Origin of the sequence: Methylomonas sp. AM2-LC (genome assembly GCF_039904985.1) — a bacterium.
In the GTDB taxonomy this organism is placed as follows: Bacteria; Pseudomonadota; Gammaproteobacteria; order Methylococcales; family Methylomonadaceae; genus Methylomonas.
Genome location: NZ_CP157005.1, coordinates 658,180 through 679,953, shown reverse-complemented (window position 1 = coordinate 679,953; position 21,774 = coordinate 658,180). Strand labels below are relative to the sequence as shown.

General features: G+C 41.8%; 21 protein-coding genes. 6 read left to right on the top strand and 15 right to left on the bottom strand.

The genetic code is table 11. The features are described from left to right. Positions 1–528 precede the first annotated feature (528 nt). From ABH008_RS03190 to ABH008_RS03175, 4 genes are all read right to left on the bottom strand, one after another. Positions 529–2,901 (bottom strand): trypsin-like peptidase domain-containing protein, encoded by a 2,373-nt coding sequence (locus tag ABH008_RS03190; protein ID WP_347988427.1) that lies wholly within the window; start codon positions 2,899–2,901, stop codon positions 529–531. Then, positions 2,898–4,709: a tetratricopeptide repeat protein gene (locus ABH008_RS03185; protein ID WP_347988426.1), complete on the bottom strand. Its 1,812-nt coding sequence runs from the start codon at positions 4,707–4,709 to the stop codon at positions 2,898–2,900. The genes ABH008_RS03190 and ABH008_RS03185 overlap by 4 nt, the downstream gene beginning before the upstream one ends. A 353-nt stretch (positions 4,710–5,062) precedes the next feature. After that, a complete protein-coding gene (locus ABH008_RS03180) occupies positions 5,063–5,281 on the bottom strand; it encodes a hypothetical protein (protein WP_347988425.1) in 219 nt (72 codons plus the stop codon). A 301-nt stretch (positions 5,282–5,582) separates the two neighbouring features. Further along, positions 5,583–6,227, bottom strand: a complete 645-nt coding sequence (locus ABH008_RS03175) for a hypothetical protein (protein ID WP_347988424.1) — start codon at positions 6,225–6,227, stop codon at positions 5,583–5,585. Positions 6,228–6,675: 448 nt separating this feature from the next. Between ABH008_RS03175 and ABH008_RS03170 the strand changes: the two genes are divergently transcribed. Further along, on the top strand, positions 6,676–7,185 hold the full coding sequence (locus tag ABH008_RS03170) for a hypothetical protein (protein WP_347988423.1): 510 nt from the start codon (positions 6,676–6,678) through the stop codon (positions 7,183–7,185). A gap of 15 nt (positions 7,186–7,200) precedes the next feature. On the opposite strand, the gene ABH008_RS03165 is transcribed toward ABH008_RS03170, so the two are convergent. After that, positions 7,201–7,932 carry an RNA methyltransferase gene (locus ABH008_RS03165; protein WP_347988422.1) on the bottom strand — a complete coding sequence of 244 codons (732 nt, stop codon included), beginning with the start codon at positions 7,930–7,932 and terminating at the stop codon, positions 7,201–7,203. Between the two features lie 89 nt (positions 7,933–8,021). Here ABH008_RS03165 and ABH008_RS03160 point away from each other — a divergent pair, with 89 nt between their 5' ends. The 3 genes from ABH008_RS03160 (at position 8,022) to ABH008_RS03150 (ending at position 11,032) form a co-directional block, all read left to right on the top strand. After that, positions 8,022–8,816 (top strand): inositol monophosphatase family protein, encoded by a 795-nt coding sequence (locus tag ABH008_RS03160; RefSeq protein ID WP_347988421.1) that lies wholly within the window; start codon positions 8,022–8,024, stop codon positions 8,814–8,816. Between the two features lie 83 nt (positions 8,817–8,899). Then, on the top strand, positions 8,900–9,808 hold the full coding sequence (locus tag ABH008_RS03155) for an NAD(P)-dependent methylenetetrahydromethanopterin dehydrogenase (protein WP_347988420.1): 909 nt from the start codon (positions 8,900–8,902) through the stop codon (positions 9,806–9,808). A 315-nt stretch (positions 9,809–10,123) separates the two neighbouring features. Further along, on the top strand, positions 10,124–11,032 hold the full coding sequence (locus ABH008_RS03150) for an NAD(P)-dependent methylenetetrahydromethanopterin dehydrogenase (protein ID WP_347988419.1): 909 nt from the start codon (positions 10,124–10,126) through the stop codon (positions 11,030–11,032). Between the two features lie 94 nt (positions 11,033–11,126). Here ABH008_RS03150 and ABH008_RS03145 read toward each other — a convergent pair whose 3' ends face one another. From ABH008_RS03145 to ABH008_RS03130, 4 genes are all read right to left on the bottom strand, one after another. Further along, a complete protein-coding gene (locus ABH008_RS03145; RefSeq protein ID WP_347988418.1) occupies positions 11,127–11,750 on the bottom strand; it encodes a response regulator in 624 nt (207 codons plus the stop codon). A 379-nt stretch (positions 11,751–12,129) separates the two neighbouring features. Then, entirely contained in the window at positions 12,130–13,644 is a 1,515-nt protein-coding gene (locus ABH008_RS03140; protein WP_347988417.1) for a rhomboid family intramembrane serine protease, read from the bottom strand. Positions 13,645–14,168: 524 nt separating this feature from the next. Then, positions 14,169–14,348, bottom strand: a complete 180-nt coding sequence (locus tag ABH008_RS03135) for a hypothetical protein (protein ID WP_347988416.1) — start codon at positions 14,346–14,348, stop codon at positions 14,169–14,171. Between the two features lie 270 nt (positions 14,349–14,618). Beyond that, complete coding sequence (locus ABH008_RS03130; RefSeq protein ID WP_347988415.1) at positions 14,619–14,891, bottom strand: hypothetical protein; 273 nt, start codon at positions 14,889–14,891, stop codon at positions 14,619–14,621. A 504-nt stretch (positions 14,892–15,395) separates the two neighbouring features. On the opposite strand from ABH008_RS03130, the gene ABH008_RS03125 reads away from it, so the two are divergent. Next, positions 15,396–15,791: a hypothetical protein gene (locus tag ABH008_RS03125; RefSeq protein ID WP_347988414.1), complete on the top strand. Its 396-nt coding sequence runs from the start codon at positions 15,396–15,398 to the stop codon at positions 15,789–15,791. Positions 15,792–15,934: 143 nt separating this feature from the next. Beyond that, entirely contained in the window at positions 15,935–16,477 is a 543-nt protein-coding gene (locus ABH008_RS03120; RefSeq protein WP_347988413.1) for a glutathione peroxidase, read from the top strand. Between the two features lie 409 nt (positions 16,478–16,886). On the opposite strand, the gene ABH008_RS03115 is transcribed toward ABH008_RS03120, so the two are convergent. From ABH008_RS03115 to ABH008_RS03090, 6 genes are all read right to left on the bottom strand, one after another. Further along, a complete protein-coding gene (locus ABH008_RS03115) occupies positions 16,887–17,498 on the bottom strand; it encodes a glycine zipper family protein (RefSeq protein WP_347988412.1) in 612 nt (203 codons plus the stop codon). 182 nt (positions 17,499–17,680) lie between these two features. Continuing rightward, complete coding sequence (locus tag ABH008_RS03110) at positions 17,681–17,935, bottom strand: hypothetical protein (protein WP_347988411.1); 255 nt, start codon at positions 17,933–17,935, stop codon at positions 17,681–17,683. Between the two features lie 189 nt (positions 17,936–18,124). After that, positions 18,125–19,603, bottom strand: coding sequence for an alginate export family protein (locus tag ABH008_RS03105; RefSeq protein ID WP_347988410.1), 1,479 nt, complete (start codon positions 19,601–19,603; stop codon positions 18,125–18,127). A 29-nt stretch (positions 19,604–19,632) separates the two neighbouring features. Then, the gene (locus ABH008_RS03100; protein ID WP_347988409.1) at positions 19,633–20,355 is read right to left on the bottom strand and encodes a M17 family peptidase N-terminal domain-containing protein; all 723 of its coding nucleotides are present in this window, start codon (positions 20,353–20,355) and stop codon (positions 19,633–19,635) included. Between the two features lie 182 nt (positions 20,356–20,537). Then, positions 20,538–20,939 (bottom strand): DoxX family protein, encoded by a 402-nt coding sequence (locus ABH008_RS03095; RefSeq protein ID WP_347988408.1) that lies wholly within the window; start codon positions 20,937–20,939, stop codon positions 20,538–20,540. Continuing rightward, positions 20,936–21,757, bottom strand: a complete 822-nt coding sequence (locus ABH008_RS03090) for an alpha/beta hydrolase (RefSeq protein ID WP_347988407.1) — start codon at positions 21,755–21,757, stop codon at positions 20,936–20,938. The genes ABH008_RS03095 and ABH008_RS03090 overlap by 4 nt, the downstream gene beginning before the upstream one ends. Positions 21,758–21,774 lie beyond the last annotated feature (17 nt).

Genomic DNA, 21,774 nt, shown 5'->3' with positions numbered 1-21,774 from the left:
CACCGGCGTTACCCGGAATCATCACTACTACAGACCCATCCGCCACCCTCTCACCTTCAGTCCATTTTCCGGGTTCTCCGGTTATAAGACTTACCTTGCTCCTGCCATTTCGCACAGGGATGAGGAGGGCTTCTCCAGTTGCTTAGTATGTCCTTGCCAACGTGCCGTCGCTTCTACCCCGCCGAAGTGGTCTGGCTGTATCAGTCAGTTTCAACCAGTCATGCTGTCTTCGCCCTACGGTTGCAGGCTCGACCTTCGGGCTTACTCACTTTCGAGGCCACTTTTACGTTTACTTTCGTTACGGCCCGTTGACTCGCGCATTTCCCTAGGAAACACTAGTCGATAGGCTTCAAGGTCTTGGTTTCCCGCCACCCTGCTATCCAAGCTACGGGGCTTTGACTATTACCCCGACAGGACTTACTCCTGCTGAACATACCAGCCTTCGCTGGACACACAGCCGGACTTGGACAGTTACACCATCAGGCTCCCAGTTCAAGTCATCCACAGTGGTTTTGGAACGGCACTGATTTAATCAGGCAAAACTTGAGCTCCAGTCAACCGTTGAGAAACAGCCATCGCTTTGACTGACTGAGCCATTTGAGGACTCCTGGCTTGGATTTTTCGATAGTTAGTCAATGCGGCTACACTATTGTTATCCATCAAATCAGCCAAAGTCAAAATCGCCAAAGCTTGTGGCAACTCCGGTTGGGCTTTCAATACTACATTGGCGTGGGTTCTGGCATTTTCCGACTGCTTAGATCCCAAATATGATTGCGCTAAGAATAAGCGAGCATCGAGCGCGCCGGGTGCCAGTTTAAGCGCTATCTCCAGGGACTGTATCGCCTTGCCCAGATTATTGCTACGCATTTGCGCCTCACCCAAATTGATCCAGGCATTGGCGAATTGCGGATCAAGATTGGTTGCAGTTTCTAGCGCACTAACCGCCTCCGACAAGCGACCAAGCTTTAACAAAGCGTACCCCTTATTGCTCCAGTTGACAGCGACCGACGAATCGATTTTTAATGCCCGATCAATATATGTCAAAGCTTTCTGTAAATCGCCATTACGGCCGTAATATCCCGCTAGAGCTAGTAAAGTTTTCGGGTTATTCGAATCTAATTTTTCGGATTTTTCCAAGGCTTCAAGTGCTGCTTTTTTTTCCCCTGTTAGATCTAAAGATTCACCCAATGTCGCCCAATCATCAGAGCCAGCGATGTCAGATACAACTACTTTTCTGAAAGCATCAACAACCGCACGATGGTCGCGAACCTCAACCTTCAAAATACCGAGAGACCGATAGGCATTGATATAAGTTGGGTCGATTTTAACCGCCGCCTCTATATCTGCTAACGCTGCCCGTTTGTCGCCTAATTTGCTTTTGGCATTGCCACGATTCGTCAGTATCTCTGCAACGATGCTCGGATTGTCAGGCCTTAGAGTATAAGCCTTGTCGTAAGCCTGCTCGGCTTCCTTTAAACGGTTGGTGTTTTGCAACACGCTACCTAAACCGGTCCAAGCATTGGTGGTTTCTGGCGCAATTTCAATCGCTTTTCTAAAAGCTTTTTCGGCATCGATGTAGTGTTTACGGTTCAATTCAGTAAACCCCATAGACACCCAGGTTCCGGCACTGGACGGATTGTTGTCGGCATCCTTGCCAAGCACCAAGTGGGCGGCATCGGAATTACCGTTGCGAGCCAGCACATCCAATAAAGCCTGCTTTAGTTTATCGTCTAGGGGGTTTAATCTTAGCGCTGTCCGATAGGCTTTGGCCGATTCATCAGCATGGTTCAATCTATCGGTGACCACACCAAGTACGCGCCAGTGGTCGCTTACTCCCGGTTCTAAGCGTATCGCATCCTGAACTGCGCTATAAGCCTCCTTAAGTTTACCGTCTTCCAGCAACCACAAGGCCTTGGTTGTATAAAGGTTTCCCTGTGTAGGCGATATCTGCTGGGCTTTTTGCAATATCTGTTTCGCCTCGTCTCTATGACCTTGGCTATACATCAATTTTGCGAGTACAAACCAAGCATATTCGTTTCTGTCGTCCAGTCGCACGGCGTCTCGTAAAGCCGCTTCCGCTTCGACAGAATTCTGAGCGATCAATGCCACACCCAAATAGGCTGCAGCCATCGCAGAGTCTGGTTGCACTGCTCGCCAGTTATGAACGTGCTTTTCAAATTCCGATAGTTTGGCTGTAGCTTGCAGCGCCTGGGCTTCTTCCATCCAGTGCGGTTCAGGTCCGGGAATCACAGTAACGGGAGGTGCGGAGACGCCACGTTTATTCAATTCGATTATCCAATCTGCGGGAAGAACAAGATTTAAGTTTTGGCCGGCGCTAAGTATCGCTGTCGTTATCCCCAGCAATCGGCCTCGGTTATCGAATAGGCCGCCGCCGCTGGAACCGGGCGATAACGACACACTGGCCACAATCACCTGTTCATCATGATAGGGACTGATACTTGAAACCAAGCCGGAATTGACCGAAAGTCCGAATCCAAGTGGATTGCCAACTGCGTAAACGCTTTCACCAATTTTTAAATCATCGAGCTTTCTGAGTTCCTGCGGAGACATAGGCGGCAGGCCTTCCACGCTGAGCAGGCAAATATCCCGGGTTGGATCTGCCTGGGTCCAGGTCGCCGCATATTCATGATCGCCAGTATTGACTTTCAAAGTATGAGCCTCTCGTACCACATGGCAATTGGTCACAATGTGGTCTTTGTTTACCACTACGCCGCTACCTTGGCCCTCTTGATGGCCTTTTTCATCGAAAGTGACGATAGTCACTACTGAGGGCGAAACGTGTTTAAACAAGCCTTCAGCATCGTACTCGGCGCGTGTTTCGCAGCTCGGTAAACTCAACAAACAGAGGAAAATGGATAAAGCCTGCTTCAGTCTGCTCATGGCTGATGCTCCTCGAAGGGTAAAATGGCCGATCGGTAAGCCATCTCCGCATAGGCACTGTCGACTCCGCGTAGCTTTTCATAGGCACTACTAACATCCTTATCACGGCCTGCTCGGTGGTATTCTTCGATCAAAGCAGCCCATACTTTTCCTTGTTTAGGCTCAATTTCAAGGGATTTTTCCAAGGACTTAATGCTTTCCTGAGTTAGTCCGAGAATTGCCTCGGTAAAACCTTTTTGTCGCCAAACCGTGGGGTCGTTAGGAAATTTTTTTAGCAATTGAGCATCGATTTCCAAGGCTTCTTGACCGCGAAAGCTGTCTTTTAGCGATAAGGCTAGACCATATTGCCATTCAGGATTGTTGGGGTCCAGCCGAACCGCTTCCCGATAGGCTTGGATAGATTCCAAATAACGCTGCAGTTGAAAATAACTGCTGCCCAAAGCAGCATAGGCCCAGGCTTTGGCCGTAGGATTGCCCTGCAAACTTTTTTCGAAGGCTTGGATTGCATCCAGAGGTCTGCCAAGTGCGATCAATGTTTGTCCTTTCCAAAAATCTGCATCGGGTTTTTGAGCGTCTGGGATGGTGAGCTTTTCCAAGAGGGAGTAGGCGCGGGCTGGCCGGCCTTCGCGGATATAGGCCTCGGCCAACTTAAATTGGATGACCGGCACGTCAGGGTTTAGCGCCGACAGGCTTTGCCATAATTGGGTGACCATACCTCGATCATTTCGCTGTTCTGCGATTCCGATTAACCCCTGGTAAGCAGTTAGTTGCCAAGGATTGAAAGACAATGCCTTACGATAGGCTTCTTCGGCTTTGGCTGCGGTACCTGCCGATTGCTCGGTTTGACCAACGATAGTCCAAATTTCGGCATCTTCCTGGTGCAACGATAGTAATTCGCGCGCCAATTGCAGCGCCTCTGTACTTTGATTACGTTTTAACTTTACTCTGAGCAATCCTGCGCCGGCGGTCGACGACGCTGGTTCCAGTTGGTACAACTTACGCCAGGCAGTTTCTTCACTATCAAGGTTGTTATTCTTTTCCGCTGCCATTACGGACCAACGCCAAGCATCGACATCGCTTTGATGCCCGCCGATCCATTGTTCGGCGTGTTCAGCCAGCTTTTGCCACTGTTCCTGATTCTGTAGTTGTTCGGCGGTTTCCCGGAATTGTTTGTATGCTGTGTCAGTCTTGTCATGTAGCTCAATCTCGGCCAGCCATTTGGCGGGAATGGCAAAATTCACATTCTGCCCATCGCGGTGTCTATAGGTAATTATGCCCAACAAACGCCCTTCGGTATCGACCAAGGCTCCTCCGTCGGACCCCGGCGAAACCGGCGCGGAAAATTGAATAAAATCGACACCTAATTGTGGACGAATACCCGAAACCACCCCTTCAGAGATGCCGACACCCAACCCCAACGCATTGGAAAGCGCATAAACCCTAGCTCCAGATTGCAAGGATTGATTGGCGTCAGCGCTAACAATTTTAGTCAACTGGGCATCAGGCACCGACAACAAGCACAAATGCCGTTGGCTATCTCTGGCCAAAATTGTTGCCAGAAACGATTTACTATTCGTGACGATCCGGAATTGAAGCTTACCGTTGAGTTCATCGCACACCGTAACGACTTTATCGCTCGCAACAGCAACGGCTGTTAATGCTTTCAACGGTTTATTCGCATCGTCCAATGCTTCAAAAACCATCACTGACCGTTGTACTTGCTCGTAAATCTCGACCGAGTTATGCGGTGTTGCCATTGCTTCCGAGAGAAAAGTACCTGCACAAAGCAGCAGGATGATTTGTTTCATTCGACCTCCAAGTCGTCAGTATTCGATGGGCATTAAGTAAGAACGCTTGAAGACCCAGATGGCTTTTATAGCTAGCTTAAGCGAAAAACAGCTAGCGCGCAAAGTGATTCTAACGCCAAACCCTTGTCATTTTTTAAAACCATTTATAATCATGGCGTTGAATAAATATCTACGTATATAACCCAATCATATTTCGCAGCGAACGGTGCAGTGTCTTTGCATAACACATTTAACCTTTAATAACTATTTATGTTATTCGTTCTGAATATGCCGAATTTGTATATTCACGTAAAAATACGTCATGGAAAGGCCTGATCCTTTTGACTTTTGGAGTGGCCCTGTGGTGTTAATGCTTAGCAGAAACGATTAACACCCCCCATCACCTCCACACCCGCCATCTCCAGCTCCACCTCCACCTCCACCACCTTCGGAACCTCCCGTCCACTGATGATGCTTAGGCAACCATGCTGAATATCCACAATGTCCGCAGCTATAAAAATATTCCATGGAATAAACGGATTTTGCGGATTGCCGTGGCTTACCCGATTTTTTAAAGGTCGTAGATTTACCACACGCTGGACATCGTCTTGACGACATAAACATTACAATTACAAAAAATATAATTACTAAATATATAATTACTAAATACATAGCATTCATTACTCACTTTCGAAAAATAAATCATGATGGTAAGTACTCACTCCCTTATCAGTTATCCCGCTTTCTGTACCGAGGTTGCGGCCAGAGAACACAGGGCATACGTCCTGCTCGCAACTAACATCTTGGAAGGCAACCCATCTAGCTGCAATCTGGGCACAGAAAGCTACTATGGACAGCTTTTGAACAGAAGAGGTGAGTAGTGAATTTAAAAAATTATTTACTGCAACTTAAGGTATTACTCGTAGATTCATAAGTTTGCCTCTTATAAACATCTCCTAAAACGCAATTCGCAATTTCCGCCTTATTTTGCTCAAAATTGCTTAGAGTTAATTGACCATTATGGATAAAAACCTGATAAGTTGTGCCTGCAACTGCTGTGAAATAAAGTAAACAATGCTCAATTTGTTCGGTAATCTCATGGGGTGTTGAGCAACTTTCAGTGAATGTGCAGTTTTCTTTATTATCTTTGTCTTTTGTGCATGAACAGGGGCCATTGGAGCAATTGCTGGCTCCCACTGTTTGATCGGCCAACTGTCGAGTGACAATACTTTCGATTGAATTTTTACCTGGAAGCACTTTTACCGTTTTAAAGCGGTTCAAAGACTCTGAATTAATTAATATATCTTTATCAGACCAAGAAGTTTCATACCAATCGTCATATTGCCAGGTCAACATATTGAATGGAAATACCCAGAAGAGTGGAATCATCGCAACAATCGGTTTCTTTAATATAACGGTTGCCACTTCACTATCTGGTCGCGTTACACCTTGATACGAATTAACAGTGCAACCGCTTATAACAATCAGAAACATAACCAAGAGCAATCGCAAACAAATAGTATTCAACATATTAATCATGAAGTAATGAATCCGCTACATCTACCACTACCTGCCGCATGTGCCTACGTTATTGAGTAGACTTTCTATGCGAAAAATATGGGGCCTACTGCTTTTTACTACTCTCTGGTTCTAATAATGAGCTAGCTGATAAACTAAGTGAATAGTATTTATTATCGTTAACTCAAAACCAATAACTACTGGCATTATCTGAATGGTTGGGTTTTATTGCTAAACTGTCAGCTTTTGAGGGTGAAAGCCGTTGCTAGGTTTAAAACCTTCGCAGTAAGTAATAGTTCAGCCATCGAATATCCAAGGCTAATTATTTTTCGCCCCATATGCATCAACTTAAGAGAAACAAAGTTAACTACCGATATTATCTATATAATAGAATAAGGTTTGTTTACTTGTAAAGAATGATTTGAAAAATGACTTCATTCTACTTTGCCAATAACTCAATCTGTTTGAGGTGGATGAAATTGCCATTGACGGTAGTTTTTTTAAAGCCGACACCAGCAAAGATAGTATTTATACGACCAAAATCACTGAGAAACATCTGGCGGAACTGGATAAAAAAATTGCAGATTATCAACAACAATTAGCCTCACAAGACGCTCCAATGACAAAAACAGCCTTGATAGCTTGGTTGACGATAAAGAAAATTGAGCGCCTCAAAAAGCAGCAAGCTCAGGAAAAAGACTTGCAAGATCGACTAAAATCTTCGTCAAATAAGCGGTTAAAAGGGTTAATTACAACTTCTTTTTTCCCTTCAAAAATGAAAAGTAGCTTTGGTATAACGGAGCATTTTGCTCTCGGTTACACTTCGCTAACCGAGGCTACGATGTTTATCGTATCAATTTATTTAATCAGTCATTTAATCATTATGTTCGTTAATCTGCTCATGGCCGATCTTTACCTTTCAGCCTCCGATCAAATCGAAACAGGATACCCGTATTTTGGGCTTGTATCTAGACTTTAAAAGTAACCCTGTTTTTCACTCCGCATTGTGATTTTGCGAGAAACGTAAAATACCTCTTAAAATATCCAACTCTTTAGTGTCCAATTGTGTACGGTTATAAATGCGGCGTAAGCGACGCATGATTGATTTAGCGCGCTCTGGATGCAAAAAGCCAATATCAGTAATGGTTTCTTGTAAATGTTGGTAAAAAGCCTCCATTTGCGCGCTGCTGGCTAAGGGGGCCTGGTCATGATCACCCACTTTTGGGTTACTTTGTTCCTGGTGGGTTGCCACAAAAAGTTCATAGCAGACGACTTGCACGGCAGCAGCAATGTTTAATGAGCTGTATTCTGAATTACATGGAATGCGCAACAAATAGTCACACAAATCTAATTCATGATTTTTAAGCCCCGAATTTTCCCTGCCGAACACTATAGCAATATTCAAAGAGGGATCTATCGGACTAGCCCATTTTTCAGCACATTGACGTGCTGTTACAGCTGGCCAGCTAATGGTTCTATCTCTGGCACTTGCACCCAGCACAATTTGGCAATCGGCAATCGCTTCTGGCAGATTTGTATAGACAGCAGCATTTTTAAGGATATCGTCAGCACCGGAGGCTCGCGAAGTAGCATCAGCATGAGGAAAAAACTTAGGTTGTACTAGACGCAATGGGTACATTTGCATGTTTTTCATTGCTCTAGCCACGGCGCCAATGTTGCCAGGATGCGAGGTTTCGACCAAAACAATTTTAAAATTTGTTAGCAAGGTAACCTCAATAGCTAAAAAATCAGGATTTTAACAAAAGATTTGTTATCCTATCAGGGTTTTCTAACTGCTCATTACCAATTTGATCTATGCATCCAATGCTAAACATAGCCGTCCGTGCTGCACGGAATGCCGGCGACCTGATTCAACGCTCCTCTCAAAATATTGAGAAACTCACTATCGACCAAAAAGGCAGAAATGATTATGCCTCAGAAGTTGACCGTATGGCCGAGCAGGAAATTATTAAACATATCCGCGCCTCTTTTCCCGATCATGGTGTACTTGCTGAAGAAAGCGGCGAACATAAGGGAAATGACTATGTGTGGATTATCGATCCTCTGGATGGAACGACCAATTTTCTGCATGGTTTCCCCCAATATGCGGTATCTATTGCGCTTAAGCACAAAAACAAGCTTGAATTAGCCGTTATCTACGACCCTTGTCGTGATGAACTGTTTACTGCCGAACGCGGCGGTGGTGCTATGTTAAATAATCGCAAGATACGCGTCGCTAAACATAATAGTATGCGCGGCGCATTAATTGGCACCGGATTTCCTTTCAAAACCATGGAAAATATTGAGCCATACTTAGCGATGTTTCGCTCAGTTTCTGCGGATTCTGCTGGTATCAGGCGTGCTGGCGCAGCAGCCCTAGATGTGGCTTATGTTGCTTGCGGGCGTCTGGATGCCTATTGGGAAATAGGTGTTAAAGAATGGGATATTGCTGCGGGCGTATTACTAGTACAAGAAGCGGGCGGTGTTGTCACTGATTTTTCCTTCAATGACAAATATTTACAGTCTGGTAATATCATTGCAGGAAACCCAAGAATGCATCAGCTCATGTATCATGCAATTGAACCGCATGTGCCTGCGAATTTGAAATAAAAAAATGTTAGGCATCGCTAAAATTGTTATTAGAATGCCTTTTATTTTATACTGATCGGCTAATATTATTTCAAGAGGCCCTCATGGAAAAACCCTTTATTTTACACATGCTGACAACAGCAAAGAACTTAAGCCCATTCGACGTCAATATGGCGATGGATGCAGGCTGGATTTCAGCAGTGCCATACATCAATGTGGAACCAAGCGAAGTGCGTGGATTAGTGCAAGATGCTATCTTTTCACGTAGTCCAAAAGGTTTATTACGTACCGCGATTTTTATCGGTGGCAGAGAAACCAAACAAGCATTAGATATGCTGAAAATGGCCAAAAACTCTATGGTACCTCCTTTTGAAGTTTCCGTTTTCGCAGACCCTAGCGGCGCATTTACCACCGCTGCCGGCATGGTTGCCGCAGTTGAAAGAGAATTGGCAGAAAAATTCCAGACCACCTTGGTAGGTAAAAATGTTCTAGCATTGGGCGGCACAGGCCCTGTAGGTCAAGCGGCTGCGGTAATCGCTGCCCAAGCAGGCGCGAAGGTAACCATCATTGGTAGACAACTGGATAAAGCTCAGCGTACAGCGGAGCTTTGTACCGAAGAATTTGGTGATGGTAAAATAAAAGTATTTGCAGGCGCAGACGCAGACAAGGCAGAATATATGAAAACTGCTGACGTGGTATTTGCAACGGGTGCGGCAGGCATCGAACTATTAGGGGCTGATTTGATTGCACAGGCTCCCCAGCTTAAAGTGGCTGCGGATGTAAATGCTGTACCACCTTCAGGTATTGCTGGACTGGATGCATTTGATAATGGTAAACCGTTGGCAGGCTCAATAAGCGGTGCCGTAGGCATTGGCGCATTAGCGATAGGCAATATTAAATATCAGGCACAGAGCCGACTTTTGAAACGTATGCTGGAAAGCGATCAACCCTTGTTCTTGCATTTTGAACATGCGTTTGAAGTAGCTAGAGAGTTTATTAAATCTACTAATTAAATTCTTTATCTATAATTAGACCTAAATGAGGTCAGATTTGAATGACACTTACTTAGTCGGTTGGGTTAGGCGCAAGCTTTAACCTAACATGTCGGCTTAGTAATAGATTACAGCATCTATTATTGGGTTACCGGTAACGATCTAACTCGATCCACGTAAGCCGCGTCCGCTTTATAACATATGGATTATATGATTAGGTATGTGCCATTCAGATCAAATTTGAGATAAACCAATTACTCGTAATTTAAATTTTCTGCCGGATGGCGTTTGAATTTACAAGCCCAAAATTTTCAGTTACCTAAGGTAAAAATAAAAATGTCAAAACGTAGCATACTTCACATGTTTGATCCAATGCCGAACAATAGCCCGTTTGACATTAATATGGCTCTAGATGCTGGTTTTGATGTACTGATGCCTTATTCAAATGTTAAACTAGATAACATCCTTACATTAACTCAGGATGTCATTTTTTCTCGCAGCCCGTCGGGCATTAAAAAGACCGGTATTTTTATTGGTGGACGAGATATAGGCTTGGCAATTGATATGTTACAAGCCTGCCAACCAGCCATGGTTCCCCCTTTTCAAGTGTCTGTTTTTGCTGATCCAAGTGGCGCATATACTACGGCGGCGGCCTTAGTAGCCTGTGTAGAAAAAGCCTTGAAAGAACATCATGGGAAAACATTACGAGAATGCAAAACTTTAGTGTTTGGTGGAACCGGTCCTGTGGGTATAGCAACCGGAATCATAGCCTCTTTGCAGGGTGCTGACACGGTGTTGGTGGATCATTTATCAATTGATAACGCCAATGACGCCGCCAAGCAATATAGCAGACGTTTTTCGACTAAATTGACGGGTGCAATTGCACGTAACGATATTGAAAAAATTGCATTAATCGAAGATGCTGATATTGTATTTTGTACTGCAAAAGCGGGTATTAGAGTATTGTCTTCTCACGTGTTAGCCCAAGCAAAACAATTAAAAGTAGCAGGCGATGTTAATGCTGTACCACCTGCGGGTATTGAAGGTTTAGGGGTAAATGATTTTGCATTGCCCCTGATTCATGCCACCCAAGCTAAACAAGCGATAGGTATTGGGGCTTTAGCTGTAGGTAATGTAAAATATCAGTTACAGCATGAATTGTTAAAATCTATGTTAGACACAAATACGCCGTTATTAATTGATTTTCGTGATGCTTTTAGTAAAGCACAACAATTAATTGCCTAATCATCTTTAATGTATCTGATTACATTGAAATAAACTTAAGATGTGAATTGCAGATTACTTTGTTAGATTAAGCCAAATGCGTATGTTATAGACTTTAGTTGAGTATTTCGCTATTTAAAATATTAAACTTTACCGCCAGATGCATTAATTCCACATCATTTTTTATATTTAATTTCTCGTATAATCTATAGCGATAAGTATTGACTGTTTTGGCATTTATTTGCAGAGTATCTGCCATGTCGGGAATACTTTTACCTTGCAAAATTAAACCCGCCACTTCTAATTCTCGCTGGGAAAGTTTAGCAAAGATAGAATTTTCACTGGCCTGAATAGATTCTGACCTAATATGTCGCTTACCTGACATTACGGCTCTTATAGCGTCCACCATCTCAATGACTGGTGAACCTTTAGAAACAAATCCTTCCACACCGAGCCTTAGCAATTGCCTAGGAACTTGACCATTATCATACGCTGACAAACCAATTAGCTTAATTTCTGGCAATGTATTCAGGATACGCCGACAAGCCTCAAGCCCTCCCATCCCTGGCATATTGATGTCCATCAAAATGACATCAGGCGGATTTTTATCAATCAACTCAAGTGCCTGCTCACCGCAGTCACAAGCAGCAATTACAGTAATGTCATCCATAGCATTTAGCAAAGCTTCAATGCCGCTACGTACTAGCTCGTGATCGTCAACCAGTAACACCTTTATCATATTTTAGTTAGTGTGGTATTCATAACTGACAGGATTTGTAAATATCAATGAGCAGTTTCCCAGATTTTTAAACTCTCGGCAATGCTAAAGTCATGAATCAAGAAAATCAAGTGCATTATCCATTGTTCCCAATATCTTTCGACCAAGCTAACTTTAGCAATATAAATTAAATTTATATTTATACATCAATGAATTGCTTACAGTTAACTTACTATTCATAGTTACAAATGACATTAGTATTTATTAACTACTCAGTTACAAATTAGCACGTACTAATGATCAAATAACCAACTCTGTCTATAGGTGCATTGTGCGTTGCAGGGCATAGTGATTTTTATAATTTAATAAATCGGCACAAATCAACCGATTTTTTTATTCACTACAAATCAGCATAATTTGAGGATAATTTCCCATCAGAATCCATCTGTTGTTTTAAATAGCGTGCAGCCTCACCACGAGGATAATGTAACAACACCATTTGATGAAAGCCTTGAGATTTAGCCAAATTGCCTTTTTTCAGCCAGACGTTAGCCAATACCAGCATAGCATTATCTAATCCTTTACGCTGTCGATAATCACATGTCATTAACATGTTTACAATATTTTCTGCATCAGCCAGATAACCAACCCGACAAAAACGTATTGCGAGCTTTATAAGCACAGATGGAGACACATCAAACTCTTCAGGACGCATGTAATAATCTGCAAATGCCTCCCTTAATAACCTTGAGCTACAGCTATCTTCATCGCTAGAAGAGAGTATTTTTCTGACCAAGTTACGATATTCGACTGATTGTTGCGAATACCTACAAACTTTGTAATACTGCTGGAGAATTTCTTTATCATCAGGAAAATCCCTATATAAATCAAAGAATAATGCTTGAGCATGGGCCAAATCAAGTTGATTTAATGCAGTTAAAGCTTGATTGTAACGCAATTCTTTATTTTTATACTTTACTTTATTATCTAGAAAACCCAGATTAAGTGTATGTGTGAACAAATTTTTGATTACTAGACCGATTGCAACGCCTAATACAAAACCACTAATATCAGCTAAAAATGTATGATATTTACCTTGCTCATAAGTAAAATGGTAGTAGACGTTTGTCATCCAAACTAACATAATCAATAATGGAGCGCGAACTCCAGAAAAACACAAAAATGGAATTTTTTGAATACCAAATATCCCTATACAAACGCCAATCAAACCAGCAATAGCAGAAGACGCACCTAGTAAAGGAATAATGCTATGCTGATCGGCCAACCAAAAACAACCGGCCGCGCCAACACCTGTGAATATATAAGCACAAAAATAGCGTACACAACCAAGCGATTTTTCCAAGGCAAAGCCAATTAAAAATAAAAGGACCATGTTGCCAATCAAATATTTAGTATCATTATGTAAAAACAGATGAGCAAAAAGACCACTAGCATTGGGGCTGACCGGAGTAAACCCATACTGATTTGTGACTGTTTTTAGAAAAAGCTCATCAAAAACTGAACGCGCTTTGCGCCAAACAGAAAAGCGTTGATTTTCAGGCAGAATAAGCTTCTCTGCCCGAAGAGGTTCCATAAAAGACTGATCGTAATTCATGGACATAACAAATTGATTAAGTGATTCTTTGTACTCTGGCGATTGATTGGGATTATTAAGTAATTGCTTTAATTTTTCTAGTTTTTGACTATCTCCACGCTGCTGCAAACTCTCTAGATACTTTGGCAGTTCTATGCTAGACAAAGGAGATGTCCAATAGAAATCAGTGGCCTTCTGATATTGTTTAGTGTCTAAGCTATGGCTAAACTGAAAAACAGCTAAATTTAAGACGATAAGAAGCAACGTTGCCCACGGCAGGTGTTTCCAATCTACAAACTTTTGCATGGACAAAATCGACATTTTATTCTCATTTCATAACCAAACTGAAAAATAGCCTGATTAACCCTAACAATAAACAACTACAAATTTTATGTAAAATTAGTAATTGTAGTTGATACATTTATGATTTGCATGTTGTATAAACTAATTATCATGTAATTGCAATTAAATGCTAGGTATTCTATCAAGACTTTTGAGAAAAATGCGCCAACTGAACCCTTAAAAAGCGACCGATAGTTAAATCGCTAGCCTCCCTCCATAATGCAGGAAAGCTTAATCATAAAAATACTAGGCTTTTAACTAATTACTATACAGCAACGGAATTTTAATATTTTTTTGCAGGATTCCCTAGACAAAAGTAGCCACTAGGTTTAGTTTTTTGAAACCGCTATTTTCGGACTGCAAAAAAGAGATCGGAATAAAGCGATATCCTCAAAAACTGCTTAGATAACACCCCATACACCTAAAGTTTTAAGATAACCCTTTATCTTTTTGGACAGTGCTCAAGGATACACTTGATGACAAATCAATGAAGCGCCACGGATTTACATCCGTAGCGTAGTATCATTTTTATCGTATCGTTGTTTACGGTTAGTATTGACATTGCTGGCCACTGTTGTAGCTGCGAAAAGAGCACTAGAAATAATAAACTCACCACTCATAAAGCCAATAACACCCGTAATAAATGCCAAGCCATTGAGTACATCTTTTTGAAAGTCGTTCATGATTTTTCTCTTTGTTAAACATGTCTTTACTATAATCCCATAAAAAATAAATTCAATAGCTCAAAAGTAACATGCATTATTTCCAATTATTAAACAATAAAACAGTTAAGTTAACGACAACATCTTCTAAAATCACCATTACCAAAGTTCAATACTCGAACGAACAACACAGGAGAGAATTCCATTACGATAAGTTACGTAAGGCTGGCCCAAACCTTGTAGAAACATACAGCTGATGAATAACCTCCTGCTACGGTTAATTTTCATAACTTACCATCGACCTCTATACTGGCCGTAAATTGGCGGCATATAGCCAGAATTTACTTGGGGTTGTATGAAATAAGGTTGAGGAGCAATGACTACTGGAGGAGAGATATACTCCCTTGCAAAATAAGGGTTATAACTATATCCATTACCATATCCATTACGGTAACCATTTTCGTAGCCGTGATAATGATGGTGATGATGCTCCCAACCCTCTGCAAATACCGAGGATGAAAAGAACATACTAGCGATGATTACTATTTTTATGTACCTGAACATACGGCCTCCTTATGGCTGAAATTGTTTAGACAAATCAATATCAGCATAAACCGAACCAAAACTACATTATTCATCTAAATCATTAAGTTAAAAACAAACACACATTACACTAATATCAAATTGGTTTATTTAAACCATTTAGTGACTTAAAAGCAGTGAATTTAGGGTGTTTCAACCTAATAGTCCAAAAATGGCAACAGTATAAATATTCAACTGACTCCAGATAAGTGAGTAGCGTCTAAGCAATCTGGCAGTAGCATTTCAGACTGACATGTAGCCAAGTACTTACATGTTATTTAATTTCACACAACTACAAGAATAAATCGACTAAAATCCAAGTTAGTGTTTGAAAAAACTGAGCAATATCCAACGAAACATCGACCAATTACGCATTTTTAATCTTGATATTGCGGATATACAATTTTAAAGCAATGCAAAGCTAAGATTTTTTATATGCATGCTGTAACATACATCCAAATATATTAGTATCACTGAAAGGGCAAAATGAGCATAAAATCGTCACTGGTAAAAATAGCCATAAAACTGACCCCAAATATGTTAATTGTCTGGGTCTCCAATCTTATCCTGAAAGGTATTGCAGAATTAACCAAATTTAATTTTGACGTAGACGCACGAAAAATTTACGTAGAAACCCGGCTATATGGTGAAGCAGATACGATTGAGGTATGTCTGGAAGATTTTGCTATTTTTAACGATGGAGAATCCTATCGATTTATCATTCACCATGCAAAATCGGATCGCCCCTGGCTAAATAATCTATTATCCCGTATTACAGGCAAAGCCTGGAAAATTCCGGCAATACCTCAATTTGCTATGCAACTTGAAATAATTGCGGAGTTATTCAAAGCTAAACCAACAGCACTTGAAAAAATAGAGTGAGCTAACACGCAGACTTTTACTATCGAGTTTTTAACCATAAACATTCTTGCCGAAACAAAACCGCGTAATAAAACAGGGAAGGCAATTGACTTTCATCACGTCCTGGTAAGCTAAACGTCATAAATTCCTTTTAAGGCGTAAAAATGAAAACTTTAGCTTTAATGATAAGTATCTACTTATTATCAATCTCGCCAGCTTGGTCAGAGTCTTGCCCTGATTTGCTCAATTACAAAATGACCAAATTAAGATCAAATGAACAAATCGATTTTTGTCAGGCTTTTGTAGGTAAAGTAATTCTCGCGGTTAATACCGCCAGCAGCTGTGCGTATACGCCGCAATTTAAAGGTCTGGAAGCTCTGTATCAAAAGTATAAAAATCAGGGCCTAGTGATTGTCGGTTTTCCGTCCAATGATTTTAATCAGGAATTTGAAAATTCTGAAAAAATCGCTAAAGTCTGTTTCATTAATTATGGAGTTACTTTTCCAATGATGGAAAAAAGCGTCATTAAAGGTTCTGATGCCAATATATTTTTTCGCAAACTGTATAAAGCCACTGGTCAAGCACCACAATGGAATTTTTCCAAATATCTTATCAGTAAGAATGCTTCAACCATTACCGCTTTTGAGAGTAGCGTGGCTCCCGAACAATTAGATGGAAAAATTAGAGCTTTATTAAGCGCTAAATAAAGTTAAAGTAGCTATCTACCTTGAGGAACTTCGAAAAACCTGGCTTTTGCGCTTCGACGGGCTCAGCACGAACGGTAAACTATTGATATATAAATATCACCGTTCGCCCTAAGCTTGTCGAAGGGTGGTTTTTCGAAGTTCCCCTTGGTTAAATAGATACCAATACTCAGCAAACAGCCTATATTCGTAGGCTTCGTCTCCTCAAAAAACCCAACCATTAGTGGCTTGGGTATTTCATAGCTTCAGTTCGTAGTGACTTTCGGCTTTGCTCTGCAAAACACCGATAAACTACGAAACAAAGCTATGATTCCAACCAATTACTTACGAGGGTTTATTGCTAAATGCAAAAAGATTATCGGCCATATTAGCTAATAATCAAATACTTAAACATTTAGTTGAACACCAGAAGCTAATCCAGTACGTTGTGACCACGATTTCTCATACAGTTTTTGAAAGCTTGCTGATATTTTTGATCGGCAGACAGGCCAGAATATGCCCCACCACCAATTCCACCCGTTGCAGCGCCAATAGCTGCGCCAGTTCCTGGATTTCCTAATATTGCACCCAGTGCAGCGCCGCCAGCAGCACCAACAAGACCACCCACTAGCCCACCTTCTACCGCTTCTGTGCCAGTGTTTGCGGCATTTCTAGCAATTTGCTGACATTCTACGGAATCTTGGCTGGCAGAATTAGCGGGGCCCTGTTGTTGGGGCTGATAAGATTGCACGGGTGCTGGCGCTGCTTGTTGGTAAACCGGGTTTCCATTTTGGTCTACTATAGGCACTTGCTCATAGACGGGTTTACCATGCTGATCGAGTATTGGCTTACCTTTTTTATCCAAGACTTGCTGACGCTGGTAAAGTTGTTGAGGTGGTGGTGGTGTAACTTGGTAAGATTGTTGAGGTTTTTGGGTTTGCCTATAGACACTATCATCCACTGTTGGTGTATAACCTCCATAAGTAGCGCAACCCGACACGACGAACATACTCATGATCGTTGTTGTTAATAGTATCTTATTCATTCTCGTAGCCTCGTGTTAATTTTAGCTTGATTAGTATTGGACTGGGCTTGCAGACAGTATAAACAAGCCATTGTTATGCTTGAATTTCCCGAACAAATTTGTCTTTTTTGTCTACCCAGTATTCCATATTTCATTAGCTATTTCAACAATGCTAATGTCTTCAATTACGCATTCTGGAATGCTTACATTGAAGCAACACTGAGAATGACATTGATCTTTTCTTGATCCAACCCTTCAAGTTCATTTTCAGTAATCCAATTTTCTCTGATTAGTCTTGCTAAGACCAACATAAGAACGGAGGTACTGTAGTCGTATTTTTCATCCATTGTTTTTCGCTGCTTACTAAGAAATTCGTGGATATTCCAAATGTCTTCAGAATTTTCGGCTTTTGCACTCATATCTTTTAGTATCTGCGTTTTCGTTTGCAAGCGCGGCATCCAACGCCTGCTTTGCAACTTTTGTTTCGGTTTTTGACCAGTTAAATCTATCCATTGTCAATAACCATAAACTTTTCAAAATAATGCATGTGGAGGTATATTTGATATTGCCTTTTGAAACGGAAAAAGTCAATACACTACCTATATACACCCCGCTTACTCATTGTCTGAGTTGTTTATGTATTTCGATTACCAAGTGAAACTTAACCAGGAAGCAAGGAAATCGACATCTCCACCGCCTGATTGGTGTGCATATTTTCCGGTAAAAATATGCACGTAGGACAAAGTTCCAACCAAATGCCTAGTTAAACTCCATTGCAGTGCAACTTCCGCTGTGGTGCCGACATACATGGATCCAAAATTGGCAGGCAACATCACGGCCCCGCCAGGATTATACAGTGCGTCATTTTTGCTGTAACGCCATAATATGTCACTACCTAAAACAAAGTTCATATCCTCTCGTGGCTGCATCTGCATGGAAAGATGAACATCAAAAATATTGGCCGGACTGATCACGGCAGCATCATTAAAATATCCCGCCTTAAAGAACAAAGGATTAAAGGTACCTATACCGCTGCCTTTTTTTGTAGTTCCACTAGCGGCATCGGCCTTTACCCCCAATCTTGGCATCCATGGCATATCCAAAAACCTATAGCCAAAATCAGTAGCAACAGTCCAAGCTTGAATATTCTGGACACCTAATGAGCCAAATTGATAAACCGATTCCAAATCGTAATCCCAATTAGCTTTATTCCCAAATAATCGAATACCCATGGAGTGTCGATTTTCCACTCCAGTCCCATCTGCATATTTTGCATTTTGATTTTTAAACATCAAGTAATATAAATCTGCGTTGACATCCAGAGCACCGCCAATCGGCGTACTGCCATAGATGCCAGCAAAAGTCTGACTGTAATTGGTTTTTGACACTTCAAATTTTTCTTCCATGGCGGGATGAGTCATAAAACCATAGAGTTTTGTTTTACCCCCCATTGAACCAATGAACTGAAAGCCATCAAATTTTAATGGTGTGTTTGGGGCAGCGCGAGTGGCTATCAGCCTGCCAGCCCCATAGGTCATCGAAAATCGTCCACCTCTAACGGTCAAACGATTGCCATCCGGATTAGGATTACCAAAAACGTAATCGGCAAATGCCTGTTGCAGATCCAGTGGATTCTGATTAATTGCCAAACTGGACACACCACCGAACTGCAAGCTGGAAATACCTTGGGCAAAAATACGCAAACGTTCGTTTACATGTAAATCGGTGTGTAACAGAATACGCTGCAAATCATAATTAGTGTTCTTCGCCCCCTTAACACCAAAAGCTTGATTGTTGTAATACTCGAAACGCTCACGTAATTCTCCTCCAAAACTCAAATAGCTTTCCGGGTTGTCTTTATCCAGTGAAATGTATTTATACGCATCAAAAAAATCCGTGCGCTTGGATGGATCTGCAAGATAGGTATAGCGCTCGGTGTAACGCAACAAGGTATAGGGTGGCGGATTGGGATTGGGCGGCCCGGTAGTTACGTATTCAGACAGGCTGGAATCTTGTGGCGCCACCATCACTTTGCCTGTTAAAGGATCAATTGGAGTCACATCGTCACCAGCCCACGCCGAGGAAAGCCCCAACCAGATCAGCAAACTAAATAGGCGAATTTCCATTAATCTATTCCAGCCTAGCCCCTCTAGTCTTATTTTAAATACGACTGAGTATCACGCTTTTTTAACTGTTCAGTAGTCTGTTGAATAATCGCATCGATATGGGTATTTGCACTCTCAAAATAGCTGGGGCCCGCTTCAATCACCCAACTGGCTATACTAAATTTTGGCGTCAATCCCAGCTTTTGCAAATGTTTTTCCGTGTCGTAGGCTAATAGCACTTGCTCTACTACCGCAGCATCGCCCTCGCCAACCTCGATTAAACTGCTACCCTGATCGCGTAAGGTGGGTGCAAAAGATACATTTTTTGCCTGCAATCGCACCGCTTCGCGCACGGCAATTCGACCAGCAACCCGAAGTTTTTCCAGAGACAAATCTTGTTCATCACCCAAACCGATTAATAACACTTTTTTAGGCTTAATCGAATGCTTAGGCGGGGTATACAGTAAAGTTTCGCCTAACTCACCGATAAATTCGCCACGTTCCCGCAATGCTGCAACGAGGCCACCTTGCTTGTCGTTAAAATCTTGCATAGCTTCAATATATTTGTCGCCATCTGAGTGATGTTTTAATAAAGTAATAATTTGTAAATCAGCGGTTTGGGTAACCGGACCGATTTCTTTGATCGATACTTTCAGTCCATGTGATGCCTGAAAGATTTTTTCCGGTGTTTCCACTGCCCATACACTAGAAACTGATAATATGGAAAAACTGAAAATCAGGCTTTTAATCGTAATAGAAGGTAATGTTGTCATGGTAATCTCCACAAATTAATTTGTTGATTGTTTTTTAGGATAAGCTCATTTGAAGCGTTGGCTATTAAGTGTTTAAAATGGGTGCCATTGCATTAAACTTGCAGCTTGATGACATCGAATTTAAATATCAATCTCTTTAAATTAGAGCATCTCTTATATACCCCAGACTTCGCTTAAGTAACTTATCTGGACTTGGAATCTCTAGCCACTAATGCAATCAGTAACAGCCCTGCAACTACTGCAAAATTTTTCAAAAACTCTTTTCGCGCCATCACGGCATCCATACCATCCTGATGCCAAAAATCGAAGTAGACGATATTTAAAGTAAAAACGTAACCAACCAGAATCATTGCGCCAGGCCTGATATAGATGCCACTGACCAATGTTGCGCTACCAATGATTTCTGTAGCAATTACCAAAGGCAAACTCAAACCTGGCAACGGAATACCTTTTATAAGGGTTTCTGCAAGGTATTCGTTCCAATGTAATAGTTTGTCGATACCACTCTCAACAAACATGGACGACATTAATAGCCGTATGATTAACCAACTTGATGTGTACGCCTCAGCATCTATTAATTTCATTGCAAAAAATCCAATAAGTCTGCATTCAATTGCATTTTGCTGGTATCGGCCAAACCGTGAGAGCCGCCCAGATAGATTTTTAATATTGAATTCTTGATCAATTTAGCGGTGGGTATGGCAGAGGCATAAATGGGCACAATCTGGTCGTCATCCCCATGGATGATCAGAGTGGGGATATCGAATTTTTTCAAATCCTCAGTAAAATCAGTTTCAGAAAAGGCTTTGATACAATCGTAAGTATTTTTGTGGCCAGCCATCATGCCTTGCATGCAAAACGCATCAATCACGCCTTGCGATTTTTTTACCCCAGGACGATTAAATCCAAAAAAGGGTCCACTCGCTAAATCTTTATATAATTGCGCTCTGTTATCCAAAGATGCAGAACGAAGCCCATCAAAAACCACAACAGGCATTCCATCTGGATTTTCTGCGGTCTTCAGCATCAACGGTGGCACCGCTCCCACTAATACCGCTTTACTGACACGTGCGGTACCATGCCGCCCGATATAACGCGCGACTTCGCCACCGCCCGTAGAATGCCCAACCAGTATGATATTTTGCAAATCCAGATGATTGATTAATTCCGCTAGGTCGTCAGCATATTGATTCATGTTGTTACCTTCCCACGACTGCTCGGATCTACCATGCCCACGCCTATCATGCCCGATTACTCGAAAACCCTTATCTGCCAGAAACAGCATTTGGGATTCCCAAGCATCCGAACTTAAAGGCCATCCGTGACTGAACACAACAGGATCACCCGATCCCCAATCTTTGTAGTAAATCGAAATGCCACTTGATGTCAAAAATGTATTCATGGTTGTTCTCCATTAAA